Source organism: Paracoccus lutimaris (assembly GCF_003337565.1).
Taxonomy (GTDB): domain Bacteria; phylum Pseudomonadota; class Alphaproteobacteria; order Rhodobacterales; family Rhodobacteraceae; genus Paracoccus; species Paracoccus lutimaris.
The window spans coordinates 129,783-150,929 of the sequence record NZ_QPJL01000001.1 but is presented as its reverse complement, the minus strand read 5'-3'; the positions used below and the strand labels follow the sequence as shown (position 1 = coordinate 150,929).

Annotated in this window: 20 protein-coding genes and 1 tRNA gene; 9 read left to right on the top strand and 12 right to left on the bottom strand. The window is 65.5% G+C overall.

Translation table 11 applies throughout. The annotated features are described in order from the left end of the window. Positions 1-85: 85 nt before the first annotated feature. The gene (locus DFP89_RS00730; protein ID WP_114347467.1) at positions 86-979 is read left to right on the top strand and encodes a PfkB family carbohydrate kinase; all 894 of its coding nucleotides are present in this window, start codon (positions 86-88) and stop codon (positions 977-979) included. Continuing rightward, a complete protein-coding gene (locus tag DFP89_RS00725) occupies positions 979-1,899 on the top strand; it encodes a pseudouridine-5'-phosphate glycosidase (protein ID WP_114347789.1) in 921 nt (306 codons plus the stop codon). The genes DFP89_RS00730 and DFP89_RS00725 overlap by 1 nt, the downstream gene beginning before the upstream one ends. Before the next feature lie 4 nt (positions 1,900-1,903). Here DFP89_RS00725 and DFP89_RS00720 read toward each other — a convergent pair whose 3' ends face one another. The 5 genes from DFP89_RS00720 to DFP89_RS00700 form a co-directional block, all read right to left on the bottom strand. Then, positions 1,904-2,953, bottom strand: a complete 1,050-nt coding sequence (locus DFP89_RS00720) for a patatin-like phospholipase family protein (RefSeq protein ID WP_114347466.1) — start codon at positions 2,951-2,953, stop codon at positions 1,904-1,906. 123 nt (positions 2,954-3,076) lie between these two features. Further along, positions 3,077-4,204 (bottom strand): peptide chain release factor 2, encoded by a 1,128-nt coding sequence (gene prfB, locus DFP89_RS00715; protein ID WP_114347465.1) that lies wholly within the window; start codon positions 4,202-4,204, stop codon positions 3,077-3,079. A 100-nt stretch (positions 4,205-4,304) separates the two neighbouring features. Beyond that, positions 4,305-6,851, bottom strand: a complete 2,547-nt coding sequence (locus DFP89_RS00710) for a penicillin-binding protein 1A (protein ID WP_114347464.1) — start codon at positions 6,849-6,851, stop codon at positions 4,305-4,307. A gap of 70 nt (positions 6,852-6,921) precedes the next feature. Further along, on the bottom strand, positions 6,922-8,157 hold the full coding sequence (locus DFP89_RS00705; protein ID WP_114347463.1) for an N-acetylmuramoyl-L-alanine amidase: 1,236 nt from the start codon (positions 8,155-8,157) through the stop codon (positions 6,922-6,924). After that, positions 8,154-9,290, bottom strand: coding sequence for a pyridoxal phosphate-dependent aminotransferase (locus DFP89_RS00700; protein ID WP_114347462.1), 1,137 nt, complete (start codon positions 9,288-9,290; stop codon positions 8,154-8,156). Before DFP89_RS00700 ends, DFP89_RS00705 begins: the two co-directional genes overlap by 4 nt. A 131-nt stretch (positions 9,291-9,421) precedes the next feature. Between DFP89_RS00700 and DFP89_RS00695 the strand changes: the two genes are divergently transcribed. Next, positions 9,422-10,171, top strand: coding sequence for a DsbA family protein (locus tag DFP89_RS00695; RefSeq protein ID WP_114347461.1), 750 nt, complete (start codon positions 9,422-9,424; stop codon positions 10,169-10,171). A gap of 831 nt (positions 10,172-11,002) precedes the next feature. Here DFP89_RS00695 and DFP89_RS00685 read toward each other — a convergent pair. Next, a tRNA-Gln gene (locus DFP89_RS00685) sits at positions 11,003-11,077 on the bottom strand. A 439-nt stretch (positions 11,078-11,516) separates the two neighbouring features. Here DFP89_RS00685 and DFP89_RS00680 point away from each other — a divergent pair. After that, positions 11,517-12,329 carry a GNAT family N-acetyltransferase gene (locus DFP89_RS00680; protein WP_114347459.1) on the top strand — a complete coding sequence of 271 codons (813 nt, stop codon included), beginning with the start codon at positions 11,517-11,519 and terminating at the stop codon, positions 12,327-12,329. On the opposite strand, the gene DFP89_RS00675 is transcribed toward DFP89_RS00680, so the two are convergent. From DFP89_RS00675 to alr, 6 genes are all read right to left on the bottom strand, one after another. After that, complete coding sequence (locus tag DFP89_RS00675; protein WP_114347458.1) at positions 12,326-13,258, bottom strand: CBS domain-containing protein; 933 nt, start codon at positions 13,256-13,258, stop codon at positions 12,326-12,328. The genes DFP89_RS00680 and DFP89_RS00675 overlap by 4 nt on opposite strands. Then, positions 13,255-13,779, bottom strand: a complete 525-nt coding sequence (ybeY, locus tag DFP89_RS00670) for an rRNA maturation RNase YbeY (RefSeq protein WP_114347457.1) — start codon at positions 13,777-13,779, stop codon at positions 13,255-13,257. Before ybeY ends, DFP89_RS00675 begins: the two co-directional genes overlap by 4 nt. Beyond that, positions 13,772-14,881, bottom strand: a complete 1,110-nt coding sequence (locus tag DFP89_RS00665) for a PhoH family protein (protein ID WP_114347456.1) — start codon at positions 14,879-14,881, stop codon at positions 13,772-13,774. The genes ybeY and DFP89_RS00665 overlap by 8 nt, the downstream gene beginning before the upstream one ends. A 115-nt stretch (positions 14,882-14,996) precedes the next feature. Then, on the bottom strand, positions 14,997-15,767 hold the full coding sequence (locus DFP89_RS00660) for an ABC transporter ATP-binding protein (protein ID WP_114347455.1): 771 nt from the start codon (positions 15,765-15,767) through the stop codon (positions 14,997-14,999). Then, positions 15,767-16,525 carry an MlaE family ABC transporter permease gene (locus DFP89_RS00655; RefSeq protein WP_114347454.1) on the bottom strand — a complete coding sequence of 253 codons (759 nt, stop codon included), beginning with the start codon at positions 16,523-16,525 and terminating at the stop codon, positions 15,767-15,769. Before DFP89_RS00655 ends, DFP89_RS00660 begins: the two co-directional genes overlap by 1 nt. Further along, positions 16,522-17,541, bottom strand: coding sequence for an alanine racemase (gene alr, locus DFP89_RS00650; RefSeq protein ID WP_114347453.1), 1,020 nt, complete (start codon positions 17,539-17,541; stop codon positions 16,522-16,524). Before alr ends, DFP89_RS00655 begins: the two co-directional genes overlap by 4 nt. Before the next feature lie 162 nt (positions 17,542-17,703). Between alr and DFP89_RS00645 the strand changes: the two genes are divergently transcribed. The 5 genes from DFP89_RS00645 (at position 17,704) to DFP89_RS00630 (ending at position 21,125) form a co-directional block, all read left to right on the top strand. Further along, positions 17,704-19,236, top strand: a complete 1,533-nt coding sequence (locus DFP89_RS00645) for an acyl-CoA carboxylase subunit beta (protein WP_114347452.1) — start codon at positions 17,704-17,706, stop codon at positions 19,234-19,236. Positions 19,237-19,245: 9 nt separating this feature from the next. Further along, entirely contained in the window at positions 19,246-19,923 is a 678-nt protein-coding gene (locus tag DFP89_RS00640; protein ID WP_181870202.1) for a DUF6497 family protein, read from the top strand. A gap of 193 nt (positions 19,924-20,116) precedes the next feature. After that, a complete protein-coding gene (locus tag DFP89_RS20970; RefSeq protein WP_281271178.1) occupies positions 20,117-20,251 on the top strand; it encodes a hypothetical protein in 135 nt (44 codons plus the stop codon). 96 nt (positions 20,252-20,347) lie between these two features. Then, a complete protein-coding gene (locus DFP89_RS00635; protein ID WP_114347451.1) occupies positions 20,348-20,764 on the top strand; it encodes a hypothetical protein in 417 nt (138 codons plus the stop codon). Between the two features lie 130 nt (positions 20,765-20,894). Further along, positions 20,895-21,125 (top strand): hypothetical protein, encoded by a 231-nt coding sequence (locus DFP89_RS00630; protein WP_114347450.1) that lies wholly within the window; start codon positions 20,895-20,897, stop codon positions 21,123-21,125. The last annotated feature ends 22 nt before the right edge of the window (positions 21,126-21,147 follow it).

Below are 21,147 nucleotides of genomic sequence, written 5' to 3'. Positions count from 1 at the left end.
CGACCTCTCGCCCCACTCTCCGCGAAACACCAGCCGGCCTGCCGTCAAGGGTTCCCTGCAGGCCCCTCGGGAAGGGCCGACCGTCATGACCGACATCCCCAGGATCATCTGCGCAGGCGCGATGCTTTGGGACGTGATCGGCCACAGCCCGACACGGCTGAACCTGGGCGATGACGTTGCCGGCCGCATCAGACGCTTTCCCGGCGGTGTCGCAACGAATATCGGACTGGCGCTGACGCGACGGGGGCACCGTCCGGCCATGCTGTCCAGCGTCGGACATGATGCGCCGGGCGATCTGCTGGTCGCCGATGCCATGCGGCTGGGCCTCGACATGCGCTGGGTCCGGCGTGACACCGACCTGCCGACCGGCATGTATATCGCTGTCGAAAGCCCGGACGGGCTGGTCGCCGCTATCGCCGATGTGCGCGCGCTCGAGGCCGCAGGAACCGGGATCTTCGCACCGCTGCGCGACGGTCGGCTGGGCGATGCCGCCACCCCCTGGCGCGGCACGCTGGTCCTTGACGGCAACCTGACGCTTGCGGTGATCTCGTCGCTTGCGCGTGACCCGTGTCTTGCCGGTGCCGCGCTGTGCATCGCCCCCGCAAGCCCCGACAAGGTGACGCGGCTCTGGCCACTGCTCGGCCTGCCGGAGGCGACCTTCTACCTGAACCGGCGCGAGGCCGAGGCTCTGACCGGTCGCAGCTTTCGCAGCATCGCCCGCGCCGCCGAGGCGGTGATTGCGCTGGGCGCGCGCCGGGTCTTGGTGACCGATAGCGCCAATGCCGTGGCCGATGCCTTGAAGGGCGAGGCGACGCTGACCGAAACACCGCCGCAGGTCGCCGCGATCCGCGTGACCGGTGCCGGCGATGCCTTTGTCGCCGCCCATATCGCCGCCGAGCTGACCGGCACCGGCCGCGCCGAGGCCTTGACCGCCGCGCTTCGCGCCGGCGCAAGCCATGTTGCAGGAATGGAGCAATGATGAACGATCTGATCGCACGCGCGCCCGAAGTCGCTCAGGCTCAGGCCGAGGGCCGGCCCGTCGTGGCGCTGGAATCGACCATCATCACCCATGGCATGCCCTATCCGCAGAACCTCGAAACCGCGCAGAGGGTCGAGGCCGAGGTGCGCGCCGCCGGTGCCGTACCGGCCACCATCGCGGTCATGGACGGGCGGATCCGGGTCGGGCTTGATGCCGATTCTCTCGAGGCACTGGCCTCGACGCCGGGCACGCAGGTCATGAAGCTGTCGCGCGCCGATCTGGCCGCCTGCCTTGCGCTGCGCCGCACCGGCGCGACGACCGTCGCCGCCACCATGATCTGCGCCGATCTGGCCGGCATCCAGACCTTTGCCACCGGCGGCATCGGCGGCGTGCATCGCGGTGCGGAAACCAGCTTCGACGTCTCTGCCGATCTGCAGGAACTGGCGCGCACGCCCGTCACCGTGGTCGCCGCCGGGGCCAAGGCGATTCTCGACCTGCCCAAGACGCTTGAGGTGCTGGAAACGCTGGGCGTGCCGGTCATCGCCTTCGGCCAGGACCAGTTGCCGGCCTTCTGGTCGCGCGAATCGGGCCTGACCGCGCCGCTGCGCATGGACGATCCGGCGCAGATCGCGGCCTCGGCCCGGCTGCGCCGCAGGCTGGGGCTTGGCGGCGGTCAGCTGGTGGTGAACCCGATCCCGCGGGATGCCGAGATTTCTCGCGCGCAGATGATCCCGGTGGTCGAGCAGGCATTGGCCGAGGCCGAGGCGCAGGGCATCGCCGCCAAGACCGTGACCCCGTTTCTTCTGCAGCGCATCTATGAGCTGACCGAGGGTCGCTCGCTTGTCGCCAATATCGCGCTGGTGCTGAACAATGCCCGTCTTGCGGCGCGGATCGCCGCCGCCATGGCCGAGGACGCCTGAGGGATCAGCGAAACAGCTGCGAGATGTCGTAGCTGTCGCGCAGACCGATATCCTTGGCGCCGGTTTCCAGAAAATGATCGGCGGCGGCCTTGCCGGCGGCGCGCATGCTTTCCAGAAGGCCCGGCTTGGGAATCAGCTTGGTGCTGGCGCTCAGCGAATTCATCAGCTCTTCGTCCATGATCGCATGCAGCAGCACGTTCTTCATCGGCCGCCCGGTCAGCCGGTCTTCGGCATGCAGGCGCTTGACGAAGTTGATGGCGCGCAGTTCCGCCAGCAGCGACGAGTTGAAGCTGATCTCGTTCACCCGGTCCTGGATCGCCGAAGGGGTCTTCGGGATCGCATCGCGCAGCATCGGGTTGATGTTCACGATGACGATGTCGCGCGGCAGGTCCGGGCGATACAGCGGGAACAGCGCCGGATTGCCGGAATAGCCGCCATCCCAATAGGCCTCGCGCCGTCCGGTCTTGGGGTCGTCGATCTCGACGGCGCGAAACAGCTCGGGCAGGCAGGCCGAGGCCAGGATCGTGTCCACCGTCACCTCGGCCCCGCCAAAGACGCGGATCAGCCCGGTGCGCACATTGGTGGCCGAAACAAAGAATGCCGGCCCCTCGGAACGGCCCAGCTGCGGATGCGGCATCTCGCGCAGGATCGCCGATAGCGGGTTCGAATAGAACGGCCCGGAATCATAGGGGCTGATCACCCGGGTCAGCGTTTCCAACCAGGCCACGGGTGAAAAGATCTCGGTCAGGCGCTGCCAGGCGCGCGGAATGGGAAACATCGAATGCAGCCAGCGCACGACGCTGTTGTCGCTGACCTCGCCGACCTCGGACCAGATATAGGCGAGGTTCTCGCGCGCCGCCTGGCGCCCGCGCGCGCCCGGCCCGCAAGCCAGCCCCGCCGCCAGGGCCGCCCCGTTCAGCGCCCCGGCCGAGGTGCCGCTGATCCCCGAGATCTCGATCTCGGGCTCATCCAGAAGCCGGTCCAGAACACCCCAGGCGAATGCGCCATGCGCGCCGCCGCCCTGCAAGGCCAGATTGATCCGCTGCTTTGCCATCACGCCCTCCGCAATGATAATCCTATCCGCAGAGCGCGCCGCCCGCGTGTTTCTTCTTCATAAAAATATCCATATCGCGATCGTGTCGACGGGCATGACGGCTCGCCGGTCCGAGCCCCCGGATCAATCCTCGGCCTGCGCCTCGGCCCGCGACTTCCCGGCCACATCGAGCGCCAGCGTCGCCGCCATGAACGCGTCCAGATCGCCGTCCAGCACCCCTTGCGTATCGGATGTCTCATGCGAGGTGCGCAGATCCTTCACCATCTGATAGGGATGCAGCACATAGGACCGGATCTGGTTGCCCCAGCCCGCATCGCCCTTGGCATCATGTTGGGCATTGATCTCGGCATTGCGCTTGTCGAGCTCCAGCTGGTAAAGCCGCGCGCGCAAGGCGTTCATCGCCGCCTCGCGGTTCTGGTGCTGGGATTTCATCGAACTGGTCACCACGATGCCGGTCGGCAGGTGGGTGATGCGCACCGCCGAGTCGGTGGTGTTGACGTGCTGGCCACCCGCCCCGGACGAGCGATAGGTGTCGATCCTGATGTCGTTGTCGGGGATGTTGATCTCGATATTGTCATCCACCACCGGATAGACCCAGATCGAGCTGAACGAGGTGTGCCGCCGCGCCGCCGAATCGTAAGGCGAGATGCGCACCAGCCGGTGCACACCCGATTCCGATTTCAGCCAGCCATAGGCATTGGGGCCGGAAATCTTGTAGGCGGCGGAACGGATGCCGGCCTCTTCGCCGGCCGTTTCCGAAAGCAGCTCGACATTGTAGCCCTTTTTCTCGGCCCAGCGGACATACATGCGCGCCAGCATGCTGGCCCAGTCGGCGCTTTCCGTGCCGCCAGCGCCGGCATTGATCTCAAGGAAGGTGTCGTTGCCATCGGCCTCGCCGTTCAGCAGCGCCTCCAGCTCTTTTTGCGCGGCCATCTCGGCCAGCGCCTTCAGCGTCGCCTCGGCATCGGCGACGATCTCGCCATCGCCCTCGGCCTCGCCCAGTTCGATCAGTTCGGCACTGTCGCGAAGTTCGGTATCGATGCGGCGATAGGTCTCGACGGCATCCGACAGCTTCTGGCGGTCGCGCATCAGCTTTTGCGCGCGGGCCTGATCGGACCAGATGTCGCCGGCCTCGATCATCGCGTTCAGCTCTTCCAGCCGGTGCGGCGCGGTTTCCCAGTCCATGCGCTGGCCGAGCAGTTTCAGCGATTTGCGGATCGCCTCGATCGTGGCTTGGGTTTCGGCGCGCATGGGCACTCTCTTTCAGGTCGGAATTTCGGACGGGTGCGGACAGATAACGCGGGTGGCGGGCGCCTTCAAGCGCCCTGCCCCCGGAAAACCATGGGTCAACTTAGTAGAGCCCGCCCGAGGACAGTGTGCCGAAATCGGCCTTTTTCGGAATGACCTTCTTTTTCCCGGTTGAGGTGGTGACCGCCTGCCCGGTATCGCGCGCCTCGGTGAAAAGCGGCAGCGTGGCGGGATCGGCGCGGCCAAAGCCGCCATCGACCAGCCCCAGACCGCTGGTATCCTGACCGTCGCGGAAATATTCGGCGATGACATTCGGGCCCTTGGCATCGGGGCCAAGGATCGCGCCCGAGAAACGGTCGATGTTCACGAAATGCCCGCCCGGCGGCACGGCGAATGTGGTGCCGCCGAATTCCTTGACCGCTTCCTGCATGAATTCGTTGAAGACCGGCACGCAAAGCGTCCCGCCATAGGCGTTCTGGCCCAGCGTGCGCGGCTGGTCATAGCCCAGATAGCAGCCGGCAACGATATTCGAGGTAAAGCCGATGAACCACACGTCCTTGGCGTCATTGGTGGTCCCGGTCTTGCCGGCGACCGGCACCGGCAGTTCGACCCCGCGCCCCGAGCCTCGCTTGACCACCCCCTCCATCATCGAGGTGAGCTGATAGGCGGTGATCGCATCCATCACCCGTTCGCGATTCGAGCGGATCGAGGGCGAGGACCCGGCCGGCAGCGTCGCCTGATCGCAATTGACGCATTCGCGCTGGTCATGGCGATAGATGGTGCGGCCATAGCGGTCCTGCACGCGGTCGACCAAGGTCGGCTCGACCCGCTCGCCGCCATTGGCGAACATCGCATAGGCCGCGACCATCTTGAACAGCGTGGTTTCCTGCGCGCCAAGGCTGTTGGCCAGGAAATGCCCGAGATGGTCATAGACGCCGAATTTCTCGGCATATTTCGCCACCGTATCCATGCCGACGCCCTGCGCGATCCGGATGGTCATCAGGTTCCGGGACTGTTCGATCCCGGTGCGCATCGGCGTCGGGCCATAGAACTTGCCGCTGGCATTCTTGGGCGTCCATAGCCCCTGCGGCGTGTTCAGGGTGATCGGCTCGTCAACGATGATGGTCGCGGGCGAAAAGCCCGAATCCAGCGCCGCCGCATAAACGAAGGGCTTGAAGCTGGAACCGGGCTGGCGCTGCGCCTGCGTCGCGCGGTTGAAGACCGAGCTTTGATAGCTGAAGCCCCCCTGCATCGAGATGACGCGGCCGGTATTGACGTCCATGGCCATGAAGCCGCCCTGAACCTCGGGCACCTGCCGCAGGGTCCAGCGGATGAAGCTGCCATCGCTGTCATTGGTCATCTGCCGGACCAGCACCACATCGCCCACCTCAAGCAGGTCCGAGGCGACACTGGCCTTGCGCCCCAGCTTGCCATCCGCCAGCCGCTTGCGCGCCCATTGCACGTCCTTGGCCGGGATCCAGTGGCCGTCCTCGTCCTCATCGACGCCCTCGATGCCGATGCGGGCGTCGCTGTCGCTCAGCGACAGGACCACGGCGGGGTGCCAGCTCTCGATGTCGCGGGGCACCTCGGCCTCGGCCAGTGCGGCGCGCCAGTCGGGTTCCGCGCCCAGCTTGTCGGCGGGGATGGTGACGCGGGTGCCCCGCCAGACGCCACGGCCACGGTCATATTGCTCCAGCGCCTTTTGCAGCGCGCGGGCAGCGACCTTTTGCAGGCGCGGCTCGACGGTGGCGCGGATGGCAAGGCCGCCGCCAAAGAACTCGTCCTCGCCGAATTCGCGCGAAAGCTGGCGGCGGATCTCGTCGGTGAAATAGTCGCGCGGCGGCAATTGCTGCTGAAGCGCCGGGAAGTCGCCGTTCTGGACCGAGCGCAGCGGCAGCGCGACCTCGGACTTATAGGTCGCCTCGTCGATAAAGCCGTTCTGCCACATCTCGCGCAGCACATAATCGCGCCGCTCGGTCACCCGCTCCTTGGCGCGGACGGGGTGATAGCGGCCCGGTGCCTGCGGCATCGCGGCCAGCATTGCCGCCTCATGCGGGGCCAGATCGGTCAGCGGCTTGTTGAAATAGGTCTGCGCGGCGGCGGCGACACCAAAACTGTTCTGGCCAAGAAAGATCTCGTTCAGATACAGCTCAAGGATCTGGTCCTTGCTCAGCGTGGTTTCCAGCCGCGTCGCCAGGATCAGTTCCTTGATCTTGCGCTCGACGCTGCGGTCGCTGGAGAGCAGGAAGTTCTTCATCACCTGCTGTGTGATGGTCGAGGCGCCGCGCACATTGGCCCCGCCCGACTTCACCGCCTGAACCAGCGCCCCCATCATGCCGCGCGGGTCAAAGCCGTGATGGTGATAGAAGTTCTTGTCCTCGGCGCTGATGAAGGCCTGTTTCACCAGCGGCGGGATCTCTTCGATCGGGACATAGATGCGGCGTTCCTGCGCGAATTCGTCGATCAGGCGGCCTTCGCCGGAATAGATGCGGCTGATGGTCTTGGGCGAATATTGCGCCAGCTGCGTGTGGCTGGGCAGGTCGCGCGAATACATCCAGAACACCGCCCCCAGAGTCAGGGCGACGAAGAAAACAGCGGTGACGATCCAGGCAAAGATACCGCCAAGGAAGGACAGGACGAAACGGAACAATGGGCAAGCCTCTGGGGATAACCTGGGTCTCTATAGATATCGGGGAACGTCCCGTCAAAGCAACCTTGCGCTACCTGCGCGAAAGTGCGGCTCGGGCGGCGTCGTCCTGCGACCAGCCACCGATGGCGCGCGCCAGTGCCCGCGCCGTCTCGGCCCGCCAGTCCGGGTCGAACAGATTGGCGCGGTCGCCGGGATCGGTCAGAAAACCCAGCTCGATCAGCACCGAAGGGATATCGGGCGATTTCAGGACCGAGAAGGCCGCCCCGCGCACCGGGCGGCGATGCATGGCAACGCCGGCGCGGTTCAGCTCGGAGACGGCGAATTTCGCGAAGGCCTCGGAACGGGGATGGGTTTCCAGCCGCGCCAGATCCATCAGCACATCCGCCACCCCGTCATCGGTGCCGACAAGATCCAGCCCGCCGACCAGATCGGCCCGGTCATGACGCATCGCCAGATCGCGCGTGGCCCGGTCATCGGCATCGGGGTCCCAGGTATAGATCGACATGCCCGCCGCCTCGCCCGCCGGCAGCGCATCGGCATGCAGCGAGATGAACAGATCCGCCCCCGCCGCGCGGGCAATGGTCATGCGCCGCTCCAGCGGGATGAAGCTGTCATCCTGACGGGTGGTCACGACCTCGAACCCCTCGCGGGTCAAAAGCTCGGCCAGCTCCTGCGCAAAGCCCAGCATCACCGCCGCCTCGCTGATCGCGCCGACCTGCGCGCCGGGGTCATGGCCGCCATGGCCGGGATCAAGGGCAATGCGCAGCCGGTCGCCGGGCTTTGCGGCAGGCGCAGTGTTTCCCGTGACGGGCTGAGGCAGATCCCAAAGCGCCGACAACGCATTGCCGCGGGTGACGAAGTCGTCCTGATCGACCGGATCAAGCCGCAGGTGCAGCAGTGCACCGCCCGCGCCGCCCTCGGCCGGGGATTGCAGCGCGACGTTCAGCGCATAGGGGCCGGAAAGTTCCATCACCAGCCGCGACCAGCCCGGCCGGAACTTGCCCCAGCGCAACGCCGGCACCAGATCCGAACCGGGCAGCGACTTTGTGTCCGCGCGCGAAAAATCGACCTGCCGGAAATCGACGACCAGACGCGGCGGGGCGTCCAGAAAATAGACCCGGTAAGGCACGGGCTGGGTCAGGCTCAGCCGCAGGTCCAGCGGGCGCGGCTTGCCGCGATCGCGCCCCTCGGCCTGCAGCGAGGATTGCGCCAGATCGACCCGCGCCAGCGCCGCGCGGCCATTGCCATCGGCCTGCCCCGGCAGCGCCAGCGTGAGCAGCAGAAGGAACGCGCACAGCCATCTCATCGCGCGGCCATGAAAGCGGCCAGCCGGTCCAGCCCCTCAGCAATGTCGGCACTTGCGCCAGCATAGCTGAAGCGCAGCGTGCGCGCCCCGCGCCGGGGATCGAAGTCTAGGCCCGGAGTCACCGCGACGCCCGCCTTTTCAAGGATTTCCGCGGCAAAGCTCAGGCTGTCATCGGTCAGTTCCGAGACATCGGCATAGATATAGAAGGCGCCTTCGGGGGGCGCGATGCGGTCAAAGCCGATCTGCGGCAGGCGCTCAAGCAGCATCTGGCGATTGGCGGCATAGACGGCAAGGTTCGCCTCGGCCTCATCGACGCAATCCAGCGCCGCCAGTGCCGCGACCTGGCTGGCATGGGGCGGGCAGATGAACATGTTCTGGGCGATGCGCTCGACGGTGCGGATCATCGGCTCGGGGACCACCATCCAGCCGATGCGCCAGCCGGTCATGCTGAAATATTTGGAGAAACTGTTGATGACCACGACATCATCCGTGACCTCAAGCGCCGAGTGGAACCCCGCGCCGTAATCCAGCCCGTGATAAATCTCGTCCGAGATCACGCTGACGCCAAGCGCGGCCGCACGCGTGGTCAGCGCCGCCAGTTCCTCGCGGCGCAGGACGGTTCCGGACGGGTTTCCGGGCGAGGCAAGGATCAGGCCCTGCACGTCACCCGGCAGATCCTCGGGACGGGGTTGATAACGGTCCTCGATCCGGGTGGGAATGCCAACGGGCTCCAAGGACATGGCGCGCAGGATCTGGCGATAGCTCGGGTAGCCCGGCTCGCCCAGGGCGACGCGGTCGCCGGCATCGAATAGCGCCGAGAAAGCAAGGATGAAGGCGCCGCTGGAGCCGGGCGTGACCACCACCCGCGCCGGGTCAAGATCGACCCCGTACCAGCGCTGGTAAAGCGCGGCGATGCCCTGACGCAGCGCGGGCAGACCCAGTGCCACGGTATAGCCCAGCGGTTGTTCCAGCGTCCGCGCCAGCGCCTGACGCGCGCCTTTGGGGGCCGGGGTGGCGGGCTGGCCCACCTCCATATGGATGATGCGCCGGCCGGCGGCCTCGGCCTTGCGGGCGGCCTCCATCACATCCATGACGATGAACGGATCGACCTGTCCGCGCTGCGACGTCTTCATCTCTGCCTCATCGTTTTGGGCGGGTATCGGGCCTATGGCCCCTTGGGTCAAGCCCGCGTGAACAGCCGTGCACCGGCTTGCAACGCCGGCGCCGCCGGGCCAAGCTTTGCGCCGATACGAAAGGACCCCGGATGAAAGCCATTCTGACCGCCGCGCTGATGACGGCAACCGCCCTGCCCGCCCTTGCCTTTGACCCCGCAAACATGAGCGAGGCCGAAAAGGACGCCTTTGGCACCGCCGTGCGCGAATATCTGATGGCAAATCCCGAGGTTCTGGTCGAATCGATCAACGTGCTGGAAACCCGCCGCGCCGCGGACGAGGCCAGCAACGACAAGCTGCTGGTCCAGAACAACAAGGACGCGATCTTTGACGACGGCCATAGCTGGGTCGGCGGCAATCCCGAAGGCGACATCACCATGGTCGAGTTCATCGATTACCGTTGCGGCTATTGCAAACAGATCAACCCAGCCGTCGAGAAGCTGCTGAAGGATGACGGCAATATCCGCTGGATCATCAAGGAATTCCCGATCCTGAGCCAGGAAAGCGACATGGCCGCGCGCTTTGCTGTCGCTGTCCAGCAAGAGGCCGGCGCGGATGCCTATAAACAGGCCCATGACGCGCTGATGGAATCGCGCGGACCGGTCAATCTGGAAAGCCTTGGCGCGCTGGCCGACAAGCTGGGGGTGGACAGCAAGGCGGTGCTGAACCGGATGAACACCGAGGAGGTCTCGGCGGTCATTCGCAAGAACCACCAATTGGCCGAGCAGATGCGGATCATGGGCACGCCCACCTTCATCATCGAGGGCGAGATGCTGCGCGGCGTGCCGGCCGACGGGCTGGAGCCGATCGTCGCGCAGATCCGGGCGGCAAAGCAGGGCTGAAGACCCTGCCGTCACGCGGGATGCGCGGGCGGCATGGATATTTGGATGAAGAAGAAAAGACGGGGGCGTCAGACGCTGACGCCTGGCGGGAGCAGCTGCGGCAGGCATTTGTGTCTTGATAAATGCAGTCGCGCTTTGCTGACGGCGCTGGCGGGTCGTTGCGCCGGGGTCTGATTGCGGCCGTCTTCTGATGCATGACGCTACGCCGCGGCCGCGCGAAGGTATCGAGAGGGTGCAGGGGCGAGTATCGGGCGGGGCCCTGCCGGACCGGCTGTGACGGATGACGCGGGCAAGAGCGAAATCACCATGCCCTCCTTTCGTCCCGGGTTGGATTGAATGGAACAGCCCGCGCCACGGGACATGTTCAGATGGGGTTGCATGGCAAAAGGTAATCGAGACCGGGCTGGGCTTAAGTCAAGCTGAACTCTCTCGCGCGGCTCATGAGGCTGCGGAGGTTCCGTTTTCCTGTCAAAGGCAAGCAGCCAGATTCCTTGCTGTTCAGCCTTGGTGTTCCTCCCGAGCTTGCTGCCGATCCATCCGGTGGCAGAGGCGACAGCTGCACCAGCACCTCGCGCAGTGCGCGACAAGCTGGCAACCATGGAGTTCTGTTCATCCAGCGATCGGATAAACCGCTCGATCGCCATCTTCTCTTGTTCGTCCAGTCGGCCACCGCCACGGCAAATGCCGGGCAAAAGCTGGGGCACCTCATGTCTGCCCCTCAAATGCCACCATGATCCCGGGCGATCTTGATGCCTGTCAAACAGATGAGAGTGCAGGAAAAAAACCGGACTCTGTCCAGAACCTGTCTTATTATCAACATCTTGGATGATTTGGCTGGGGCGGTAGGATTCGAACCTACGGTACACGGTACCAAAAACCGTTGCCTTACCACTTGGCCACGCCCCAACTGTGGAGGCGTATCTACCCAAGCCCATGGATGGGTGCAAGGGCAAAATCCGACATTTTTGACAGCATCTTCGTGAAGATTGGCAGGGCCTGACGCAGGACCGGAAAATGATGTGAAGGGACGCTCTCATGCACGGATCGCGGCCGCCACGGCTGGCTCAGGGGACCGCGAATCCGGCGCCATTCGCATTGCCGCCACAGACGCAAAACACCCAAATCATGTCACCTGAGGTCGGTTCCCGCACCAACCGACCTGTTCAATTAGTCAGATCGGGATATCAGGCTTTGACATTGCGGCGCTGCCTTGGCACCAAATAACAAGCGGAGTTTCGCCGATCCGTCCCGACGCCGGATTATTCATTTTTCTCGCTCCGCTCCGGCGATTCTGTGCTGCGTCACACGACCTGTAACGAATAAAGTTGTAACGAAGGAAATCGTCATGACCTGCGCTTGTGGATCACACCACAGACATGTCCAGCCCATCACCCCGGCCGGCGAGGAGATCATTCTGGATGCCCCGATGCTGTCGTTGTCGGGACAATTGCGCTGCTCAGATCTCGGGCAGTTGCTCAAGGCTCTTGAACTGCTGCCTGAACATGCCGAACTGAGCCGGGCCGAGCCGGGAAACCTGCGCTTTGATCTTGCCCAGACCGACAACCCGCTGATCTTTGCCCTGAATGAGCTATATGCCGATGACGAGGCCTTTCAGGCCCATCGCACCCGGCTGCGCGGCGCCCGCTGGGGCGCGGAAAGCAAAGGCATCGGACGCGCGCTTGAACTGCACGAGATCATGCCCCGGTTGCGGGCCGAGATGTATCACGATCAGGACGCGATCTCGGAACTGCTGCTGCGGGTCTTCGGCGGCCCGGAGGAGGCGCGCCTGGTCGACATGCTGCGCCGTGACGGCCATCTGGCGCTGTCCTTGGTCGCCGAGGCCGCCGGCACCGTCATCGGCCATGTCGCGCTGTCGCCCATCGTCGCGGATATCCCGGCGCTGGCGCTGGCGCCGGTCGCGGTGCATCCGGCCATGCAGGGGCGCGGTATCGGCTCGGCGCTGATCCGGGCCGCGCAAGAGGCCTTTGCCGACCACGCCATCATCGTATTGGGCGACCCGGATTATTACGGCCGCTTTGGCTTTGCGCCGGTCGATCTGGCCTCGCCCTATGCCGGTCCGCATCTGATGGGCACGGGCTGCGACGGGCTGCCGCCCGGCAGCCGCATCGCCCATGCGCCGGCCTTTTCGATGATCTAGGGCTTTTCGCCTGCCCTGCCGCCCTCATCGCGCGGCAGGCGCAGTCGGACCCGTTTCAGGCGGCGCGGATCGGCATCGACGATCTCGAACTCGGCACCGCTTTCATGCGGGATCACCTCGCCGCGCACCGGTACCCGGCCGGTCAGCATGAAGATCAGCCCGCCCAGCGTGTCGATCTCTTCGTCCTCCTCGTCCGAGGCGAGGCGCAAGCCGGTTTCGGCCTCGACATCCTCCAGGGGCGCGCGGGCCTGGATCAGCCATTGGCCGGGCTTTTCCTGCACCCACAGGCCGCCTTCGATCTCGTCATGTTCGTCCTCGATCTCACCGATGACCTGCTCGATCAGGTCCTCGATGGTCACCAGACCGTCCACACCGCCATATTCGTCGATCACCAGCGCCATATGGATGCGTTTTTGCTGCATCTGCTGCAGCAGTACGCCAATCGGCATCGAGGGCGGCACGTAAAGCAGCGGCCGCAGCATCGGGCGCAGGTTGAACTTGACCGGGGTCTTGGCGCCAAAGCCGTATTTCAGCGCAAGGTCTTTCAGGTGGATCAGGCCCAGCGGACTGTCCAGCGTGCCGCGAAAGACGGGAATGCGGGAAAAGCCGTGTTCGCCGAACATCTCGACCAGTTCCGGCAGGGTGGCGGTGACGGGGGCGGCGATGATTTCCGCCTTGGGGATCGCCACGTCATCGACGCGCATACGCCGCAGATTGACCATGCCCGGCACGCCTGCGGCCGGAAGGCTTGCGCCCTTGTCGCCGGCATCGGGCGTCTCGGGCTCCGTATCGCCGCCGCCAAAGGCGCCGAGAATCCGTCCCAGAAAGCCGCGTGATTGCGGCAGGTCACGCCCATCCCCGCCAATGCCATCCGCCCATGAGGCGGGATCGGCGGCAACGGGCGTGTCGGGACTTCGGTCGTTACTCATGTCTCGTGTTCCAGATAAGGGTCGGGAATGCCCAGCCGCGAGAGAATCGCGCGCTCGGAATCCTCCATGGTCTCGGCGTCCTGATCATCAATATGATCATAACCCGCCAGATGCAAAATCGCATGCACAAGAAGATGTGTGGCGTGATCGGCAAAGGGCTTTTTCTGCGCCAGCGCCTCGCGCTGGCAGGTGTCATAGGAAATGGCGATATCGCCCAGTTCCTCGATCTCGGGCAATTCGGGGCGGGTGCCGGGCTGGCGGGGGCCGAATTCGATGGCGGGCCAGCTCAGCACATTGGTCGGCTTGGGCTTGCCGCGAAACTCGGCATTCAGCTCGGCGATGCGCTTGTCGTCGCAGCCCATGACCACGACCTGAAACTCGCCCAGATCCAGCCATTCGCCGACCGCGCGGGCGGCGCGTTCGGCCATGGCGGGCAGGCCGGCATCCTCCCAGCGGTCATCCTCAAGGACGATGTCGACGATCTCCAGCGGCGCGGGGCGCGGCGGGTCCAGATCATCCATCGCCCTGCCCCCCGTTCTGGACCGCGCTGGCCAGACGCGGTTCGCGCCGGGGGATGCGCTGACCGCGATCATCGACAGGTTCGCCGCGCGCAAGGGCGGCCTCGGCCTCGACGTCATAGGCCTCGATGATGCGGGCGACCAGCGGGTGGCGCACGACATCCTTGGCGGTGAAATAGCTGAAGCTGATGCCCTTGACGTCCTTCAGGATCTTTTCGGCATCGGTCAGGCCGGAATGCACGCCGCGCGGCAGGTCGATCTGGGTGCGGTCGCCGGTGATGACCATGCGCGAGCCCTCGCCCAGACGGGTCAGGAACATCTTCATCTGCATGGTGGTGGCGTTCTGCGCCTCGTCCAGCACCACGAAGGCATTGGCCAGCGTACGCCCGCGCATGAAGGCCAGAGGCGCGATCTCGATGCGCTTTTCCTCCATCAGCTTGGCCAGTTGCTTGCCGGGCAGGAAATCGTTCAGCGCGTCGTAAAGCGGCTGCATGTAGGGATCGACCTTTTCCTTCATGTCGCCGGGCAGAAAGCCCAGACGCTCGCCCGCCTCGACGGCCGGGCGCGACAGGATGATCTTGTCGACATGGCCACCGATCAGCATGGTGACGCCCACCGCAACCGCCAGATAGGTCTTGCCGGTGCCCGCAGGTCCGATGCCAAAGGCCAGTTCATTGGCAAACAGCGCCCGCACATAGTCCTTTTGCGCGTCGGTGCGCGGCTCGACGGTCTTTTTGCGGGTGCGCAGCTCGATCGGGCCGGACTGGAACATTTCCAGCTGCTCGGCCGGGCTTGGCCCCTCGGCGACCGGCTCGACCCCCATGCGCAGGGCGGCCTCGACCTCGGCCATCTCGACCGGGCGGCCCTGTTCCAGACGGGCGTAAAGCGCGTTCAGCACCTGCGCCGCCTCGGCCTGCGCATCGGCGCGGCCCACGACCGACAAAAGATTGCCACGGCGCAGGATATGGACCTTCAGCGCCTCCTCGATCCGGGCCAGATGCCGGTCATGGGGGCCGCAGAGGTCGATCAGCAGCCGGTTGTCGTGAAATTCCAGCAGGGTTTCGCCGGGGGCGGTGCTTGCGGGGTTGGTCGGGGTCAGACCCAAATGTCTCTCCGAAGATCGGGTTCTCGGTAACCCATGGTTGCAACTGCGCGGGATTCGCACAAGGGGTTGGGGGCGGCTAATCCGGCTTTCCCTGCCAATGCGCAGGAAACAGGCATCATTCGCGGCCCAAGGTCGGATCCGGGGCCAGATCCAGGGCCGGTCCGCGCGCCATCGGGCGGGCGCGGCCGGCGATGAAATCGCGCAGGTAATCGTCCTGGGCCGTGTCCATCTGCGCCACTGTGCCCTGCCAACGCAGCCGCCCGCGATCCAGCAGCGCGACCCGGTCGGCAATCGCGCGCACCGAACTCATGTCATGGGTGATGGTGATGGCGGTGGCGCCGGTCTCATCGACGATGCCGCGGATCAACTCGTTGATGGTCGCAGCCCGGATCGGGTCAAGCCCGGTCGTCGGCTCGTCGAAAAAGATCACGCGGGGATCGGCGGCGATGGCGCGCGCCAGCCCCGCGCGCTTGCGCATGCCGCCCGACAGCTCGGCCGGGTAAAGATCGGCGACCTCGGGGCCAAGGCCGACGCGGGCCAGCTTCTCGACCGCGATGTCGCGGGCGCGGGCCTTCGGCATCTGGCGCAGCAGCCGAAAGGCCACGTTGCGCCAGACCGGCAGGCTATCAAACAGTGCGGCGTTCTGAAAGAGCATCCCGAATTCGTCCATGAACTCGGCCCGTCCCTCGGCCAGCGGTCGGTCGCGCCACAGGATTTCGCCCGCATCAGGGGTCTCAAGGCCAAGGATGCAGCGCAGCAGCACCGATTTCCCGGTGCCCGAGCCGCCGATGACGACAAGGCTTTCACCCGTCGCCAGATCCAGATCGACCCCGTCCAGCACCCGCTTGGGGCCAAAGGTCTTGCTCAGGCCGCGCACGCTCAGCATCAGAAGAACAGCCCCGTCAGCGCGAAATTCGCGGCCAATATCCCGACCGAGGCCGCGACCACCGCATTCGTCGTGGCCCGCCCGACGCCCGCCGCGCCGCCGCCCGCGCGCATCCCGAACCAGCAGCCCGCCAGCGCCACGATCAGGCCAAAGAAGGCGCCCTTGATCAGACCCGACACCACGTCCCAGCTTTCCAGATAAGCCCACGAATTCGCAAGATAAGTGGTCGAGTTGAACCCCAGCGCCTGCACCCCGATGATCCAGCCGCCCATGATGCCGATGATGTCGCCGACGCCCACCAGCACCGGCACACACAGCACCCCCGCCCAGAGCCGGGGCGAGACCAGCCAGCCGATCGGGTCGGTCGAGAGTGTCACCAGCGCGTCGATCTGTTCGGTCACCCGCATGGTGCCCAGTTCCGCCGCGATGGCGCTGGCGACGCGCGCGGCGACCATCAGCCCGCCCAGAACCGGGCCAAGCTCGCGCGCCATGCCGATGGCGACAATGGCCGGAACCACGTCACCGGCCTGAAATCGCTCGCCCCCGGAATGGATCTGCAGGGCCAGCGCCGCGCCGGTGAAGAGCGCCGTCAAACCGACCACGGGCAGCGACAGCCAGCCGATATGCAGCATCTGCCGCGCCAGTTCGGACGGGTGCGCGCCGACCCGCGCCAGCCCGCGCCCGGCAAAGATCGTGACCCGCCCGATCATCCGGGTCAGGCCGATAGCCGCCCTGCCCGTCAGCCGGACCGGCTTCACAGATAGGTCCGCTCGTAGCGCCGGCCCAGCGAGGTCAGGATCTCGTAGCCGATGGTGCCGCCAAGCGCGGCCAGCGCATCGACGCCCTGCCGCGCGTTCAGGATCTCAAGCGCCGGCGGCACGTCGGGCAGGTCGGTCACATCGACCGTGATCAGGTCCATCGAAATGCGTCCGATCACCGGGCAGGCGCGCTCGCCCGCCCAAAGCCGCAGCTTGCCCTCGCGGCCAAGGGCGCGGTGCAGCCCGTCGGCATAACCCGCCGCCACCGTCGCCACGCGCGATGGCCGCGTCGCGGTCCAGCTATAGCCGTAGCCCACGGATTCGCCGGGGCGGACATCGCGGGTCTGGACGATGGGCAGGGCCAGCGTGACGACCGGCTGCGCATCCGTGAAGGGCTCGGCCCCATACATGCCGATGCCGGGCCGCACGAGGTCGAAGTGATAGTCCGACCCCAGCAGGATGCCCCCCGTCGCGGCCAGCGAACGCGGCGCGGTCACGCCCTCGGTCATGGCGCGGAAGGCGGCGAGTTGCTGGGCATTGGCGGCGTGGTCCGGCTCATCGGCGCAGGCCAGATGCGACATCACCAGTTGCGGGCCAGCGGCCAGCGCCTCGCTGCGGATGGCGGCCCATTCGCCGGCCTCCATGCCCAGACGGTTCATGCCGCTGTCAAGCTGGATGGCAAAGGGCCCGCGCGCGCGCAGCGCACGGTCGCGAAAGAACTGCTCGGGGCTGTTCAGGACCGGGACCAGCCCGGTCAGGTCCGCCCCCTCCATATGGCCCGACAGCACGAAGATGCGCGCGTCATCCGCCAGATGCGGACGGATCGCGCGGCCCTCGCTGGCCAGCGCGACGAAGAAATCGCGCGCGCCCGCCTGATAGAGCGCCGGCGCCACGCGCACCGCGCCCAGACCGTAAGCGTCAGCCTTGACCACGGCGCCCGGACGGGCCGATCCGGCCCGCGCGCCAAGCGCCTTCCAATTGGCCACGAGGGCCGGAATATCTATGACGAGTCCCATGTCTGCGGCATGGCCCCTGCCCCCTGCTCCGTCAAGGGACTTTGCCAATTTTGCTATTTGCAGCGCCGCGAGATAGCATATTTTGCAAATATTCGCCTTTCCGCTTCCCGCCTGCCCCCCGAGCCGGTAACTTGGTCCAAATCCATGCGGGAGGGGCAGCTCATGAAGGACATTCTCGGCGAACTCGAGACGCGCCGGCGCGAGGCCCGACTGGGCGGCGGACAGCGGCGCATCGGCGCCCAGCACGCCCGCGGCAAGCTGACCGCCCGCGAACGGCTGGAGCTGCTGCTGGACGAAGGCAGCTTTGAGGAATTCGACATGTTCGTGCGCCACCGCTCAACCGATTTCGGCATGGAGGCGGACCGCCCCTATGGCGACGGCGTGGTCACCGGCTGGGGCACGATCAACGGCCGCATGGTCTATGCCTATTCGCAGGACTTCACCGTATTCGGCGGCTCGCTGTCGGAAACCCACGCCCAAAAGATCTGCAAGATCATGGACATGGCGATGCAGAACGGCGCGCCGGTGATCGGGCTGAACGACTCGGGCGGCGCCCGCATTCAGGAGGGCGTGGCCAGCCTTGCCGGCTATGCCGAGGTGTTCCAGCGCAATATCATGGCCTCGGGCGTGGTGCCGCAGATCAGCGTCATCATGGGCCCCTGCGCGGGCGGCGCGGTCTATAGCCCGGCGATGACCGACTTCATCTTCATGGTCAAGGACACGTCCTATATGTTCGTGACCGGCCCCGATGTGGTCAAGACCGTCACCAACGAGATCGTCACCGCCGAGCAATTGGGCGGGGCCTCGACCCATACGAAGAAAAGCTCGGTCGCGGATGGCGCCTTTGAAAACGACGTCGAGGCGATGTCCGAGATTCGCCGGCTGGTCGATTTCCTGCCGCTGAACAACCGCGAAAACGCCCCGACCCGGCCGTTCTTTGACGACCCCAAGCGCATCGAGGCCAGTCTGGACACGCTGGTGCCCGACAACCCGAACCAGCCCTATGACATGAAGGAACTGATCCACAAGGTCGCCGATGAGGGCGATTTCTACGAGATCCAGAGGGATTTCGCCGCCAATATCATTACCGGCTTCATCCGGCTTGAGGGCCAGACCGTCGGCGTCGTCGCCAACCAGCCGATGGTGCTGGCGGGCTGTCTGGACATCGACAGCTCGCGCAAGGCGGCGCGTTTCGTGCGCTTTTGCGATGCGTTCGAGATTCCGATCCTGACGCTGGTCGATGTGCCGGGCTTTCTGCCCGGCACCAGCCAGGAATATGGCGGCGTCATCAAGCATGGCGCGAAACTGCTGTTTGCCTATGGCGAGGCGACGGTGCCGAAAGTCACGGTCATCACCCGCAAGGCCTATGGCGGCGCCTATGACGTCATGTCCTCAAAGCACCTGCGCGGCGATTTCAACTATGCCTGGCCCACGGCGGAAATCGCGGTGATGGGCGCCAAGGGTGCGGTCGAGATTCTGATGCGCGCCGATCTGGGCGACAAGGACAAGATCGCCAAGCACACCCAGACTTATGAGGAACGCTTTGCAAACCCCTTTGTCGCCGCCGAAAAAGGCTTCATCGACGAGGTGATCCAGCCGCATTCGACCCGCTTCCGCGTGGCCCGCGCATTTGCGAGCCTGCGCGGCAAGCGCCAGTCGAATCCGTGGAAGAAACACGACAATATCCCGCTGTAAGCAGACGCGATGCCTGGGACCAGAACGATCCGCAAATCGATGGCGCAAGGGGCGCTGCTGGTGCTGATGGCGCCGGCAGCCGGTGCATCGGATGAAAAGCCGAACGGGGTCAAGATCACCCTGCCCTCGGGCGCGGAGGTCTTTTGGCAGGAAACCCTGCATGACACGGCGGGCGGTCAGGGCCTGACCTCGCGGTTCCGCTTTGTTATGCCGGATCTGGCGCAGCGCGTGCCCTCGACCAGCGGTCCGGCCTCGGATTTCGCCGAAGAGGAAGAGCGCGGCCCCATCGATATCGACACCGAAAGCGGCGAGGTCGCGGGCGAAGAGACCGGCGGGGAAACCGGCGCGGCCACCGAATATGCCGACACCGCTCAGCCCGATGCCGAGGCCGGAGAAATGGCCGAGGACGGCACCGAGCAAGCCGCCGATACACTGATCGAGGCGCCCGCCCTACCCGCCGCACCCGACGTGCTGGCGCAGGACCCCGTACATCAGGATGTCGTGTGGCTTTGTGAGAATTGGGCACTGCCGCGCATCGCCAGCCCGGCGCCGCGTCCCGCGCAGATCGTCATCAGCCTGGCCGACAAGGCGATCCCTTTTGCCGCCTATGACCCTGATGTCGTGCAGCTTTTCGAAGCTTTCCGGCTGCCGCCCGATCGCGATGCCTGCGAATGGGAGCCGTGGTAATGGCCGCGCAAACCGCCCCGGCAGCGCATGATGCAAGCCTGCCACATCGGCTGAAACCCGCTGCTTTTCGGTTGCGGGGAGCCTGTTTCCCGGCGACGGGCACAGCTATGATGCTTGCCGGGTCGTATTTTGCGGCCGAATCTCAACCGAGCAGTCGGGAATATCCCGTTCCGCTAAACAGGAGCACGACTCAATGTCGAAAAAGCTTGCCCTCGCCCTCGTCCTCGTTGGCCTCGCCGCCGCTTGCGCCAAAAAAGAACCGGAAGTCGTTCCGGTTGCGACCGTTCAGCCCGAGCCGGTCTACCAGGGCAAATACGGCGCCAACTAAGCCGAATGCCGTGCGCGGGCTGCCAGGCGGCCCGCGCCAACCGCGCGCCCGTCTGATCCTGCGTTCTTCCGCAAGCTATCAGAAAAGAGGCGCAACATGCTGAAGCATCGCGGCTTTCCCGGCCGTCTTCCCAGCAGCGATTTCCAGTTCACCATCCGCCGCGCCAATAAAAAGGGCGCCACGCCGCTGATCCGGCGCGAGCGCTTTCGCGACCGCAAGGTTGCCGACCGCCGTGCCGACACGGCCTTTCTTGCGGCGCTGATCGCACATTTCGGCGAAGAACCCTTCGTCCGCGGCAATCTGGATGCCGGCCGGCTGTCATGGCTTTTGGGCCGCGAGGTGATCGCCGTCGGCAAACTGAATCCGACCGATTACGAACAGTTGCTGCGCGTCGACATGAAGCGCGCCGAGGCCGGCTTTCCCGAACTTTTCGCCGCCGATGCGCCCGAATTCGACTGGGACGATGAGGATTTCGACGACGAGGATTTCGACGACGACGAGGGGGGCGGCTGATGGGCGGATTGCCGCGTAGCTGCCGTTTTTCACATGGTTGTCAGTTCCTTCAGGGAACCCCGCATGCGATATTGACGTTTCAGTTCGCATCGACGGTCCAATCCCGGACCCATAATACAGGCAATAAACTATGCAAAAATCTGTCGCCCTGCGCCTTGCCGGCGCCGTTCTTCTGGTCGCCGGTCTCTCGGCTTGTGACGGTAGCGGGCTTTCGCCCGACACCCAGCGCGCCGCCGGCGGCGCCGTGGCTGGCGCAGTGGTCGCCAAAGCGATCGACGGCGATGTCGCGACCGGCGCCCTCATCGGCGCGGCCGGTGGCGCGCTCTGTGACGACGCCGGCGTCTGCCAGCGCCGCTACTGAATGTAACCGGGCAGCCGGCGCC

Excerpts from the sequence above, each read along its gene's own strand:
- DFP89_RS00730 (WP_114347467.1), top strand. The coding sequence starts at position 86 with ATGACCGACATCCCCAGGATCATCTGCGCAGGCGCGATGCTTTGGGAC.
- DFP89_RS00725 (WP_114347789.1), top strand. The coding sequence starts at position 979 with ATGAACGATCTGATCGCACGCGCGCCCGAAGTCGCTCAGGCTCAGGCC.
- DFP89_RS00720 (WP_114347466.1), bottom strand. The coding sequence starts at position 2,953 with ATGGCAAAGCAGCGGATCAATCTGGCCTTGCAGGGCGGCGGCGCGCAT.
- prfB (WP_114347465.1), bottom strand. The coding sequence starts at position 4,204 with ATGCGCGCCGAAACCCAAGCCACGATCGAGGCGATCCGCAAATCGCTG.
- DFP89_RS00705 (WP_114347463.1), bottom strand. The coding sequence starts at position 8,157 with ATGAGATGGCTGTGCGCGTTCCTTCTGCTGCTCACGCTGGCGCTGCCG.
- DFP89_RS00700 (WP_114347462.1), bottom strand. The coding sequence starts at position 9,290 with ATGAAGACGTCGCAGCGCGGACAGGTCGATCCGTTCATCGTCATGGAT.
- DFP89_RS00695 (WP_114347461.1), top strand. The coding sequence starts at position 9,422 with ATGAAAGCCATTCTGACCGCCGCGCTGATGACGGCAACCGCCCTGCCC.
- DFP89_RS00680 (WP_114347459.1), top strand. The coding sequence starts at position 11,517 with ATGACCTGCGCTTGTGGATCACACCACAGACATGTCCAGCCCATCACC.
- DFP89_RS00675 (WP_114347458.1), bottom strand. The coding sequence starts at position 13,258 with ATGAGTAACGACCGAAGTCCCGACACGCCCGTTGCCGCCGATCCCGCC.
- ybeY (WP_114347457.1), bottom strand. The coding sequence starts at position 13,779 with ATGGATGATCTGGACCCGCCGCGCCCCGCGCCGCTGGAGATCGTCGAC.
- DFP89_RS00660 (WP_114347455.1), bottom strand. The coding sequence starts at position 15,767 with ATGCTGAGCGTGCGCGGCCTGAGCAAGACCTTTGGCCCCAAGCGGGTG.
- alr (WP_114347453.1), bottom strand. The coding sequence starts at position 17,541 with ATGGGACTCGTCATAGATATTCCGGCCCTCGTGGCCAATTGGAAGGCG.
- DFP89_RS00645 (WP_114347452.1), top strand. The coding sequence starts at position 17,704 with ATGAAGGACATTCTCGGCGAACTCGAGACGCGCCGGCGCGAGGCCCGA.
- DFP89_RS00640 (WP_181870202.1), top strand. The coding sequence starts at position 19,246 with ATGCCTGGGACCAGAACGATCCGCAAATCGATGGCGCAAGGGGCGCTG.
- DFP89_RS20970 (WP_281271178.1), top strand. The coding sequence starts at position 20,117 with ATGTCGAAAAAGCTTGCCCTCGCCCTCGTCCTCGTTGGCCTCGCCGCC.
- DFP89_RS00635 (WP_114347451.1), top strand. The coding sequence starts at position 20,348 with ATGCTGAAGCATCGCGGCTTTCCCGGCCGTCTTCCCAGCAGCGATTTC.
- DFP89_RS00630 (WP_114347450.1), top strand. The coding sequence starts at position 20,895 with ATGCAAAAATCTGTCGCCCTGCGCCTTGCCGGCGCCGTTCTTCTGGTC.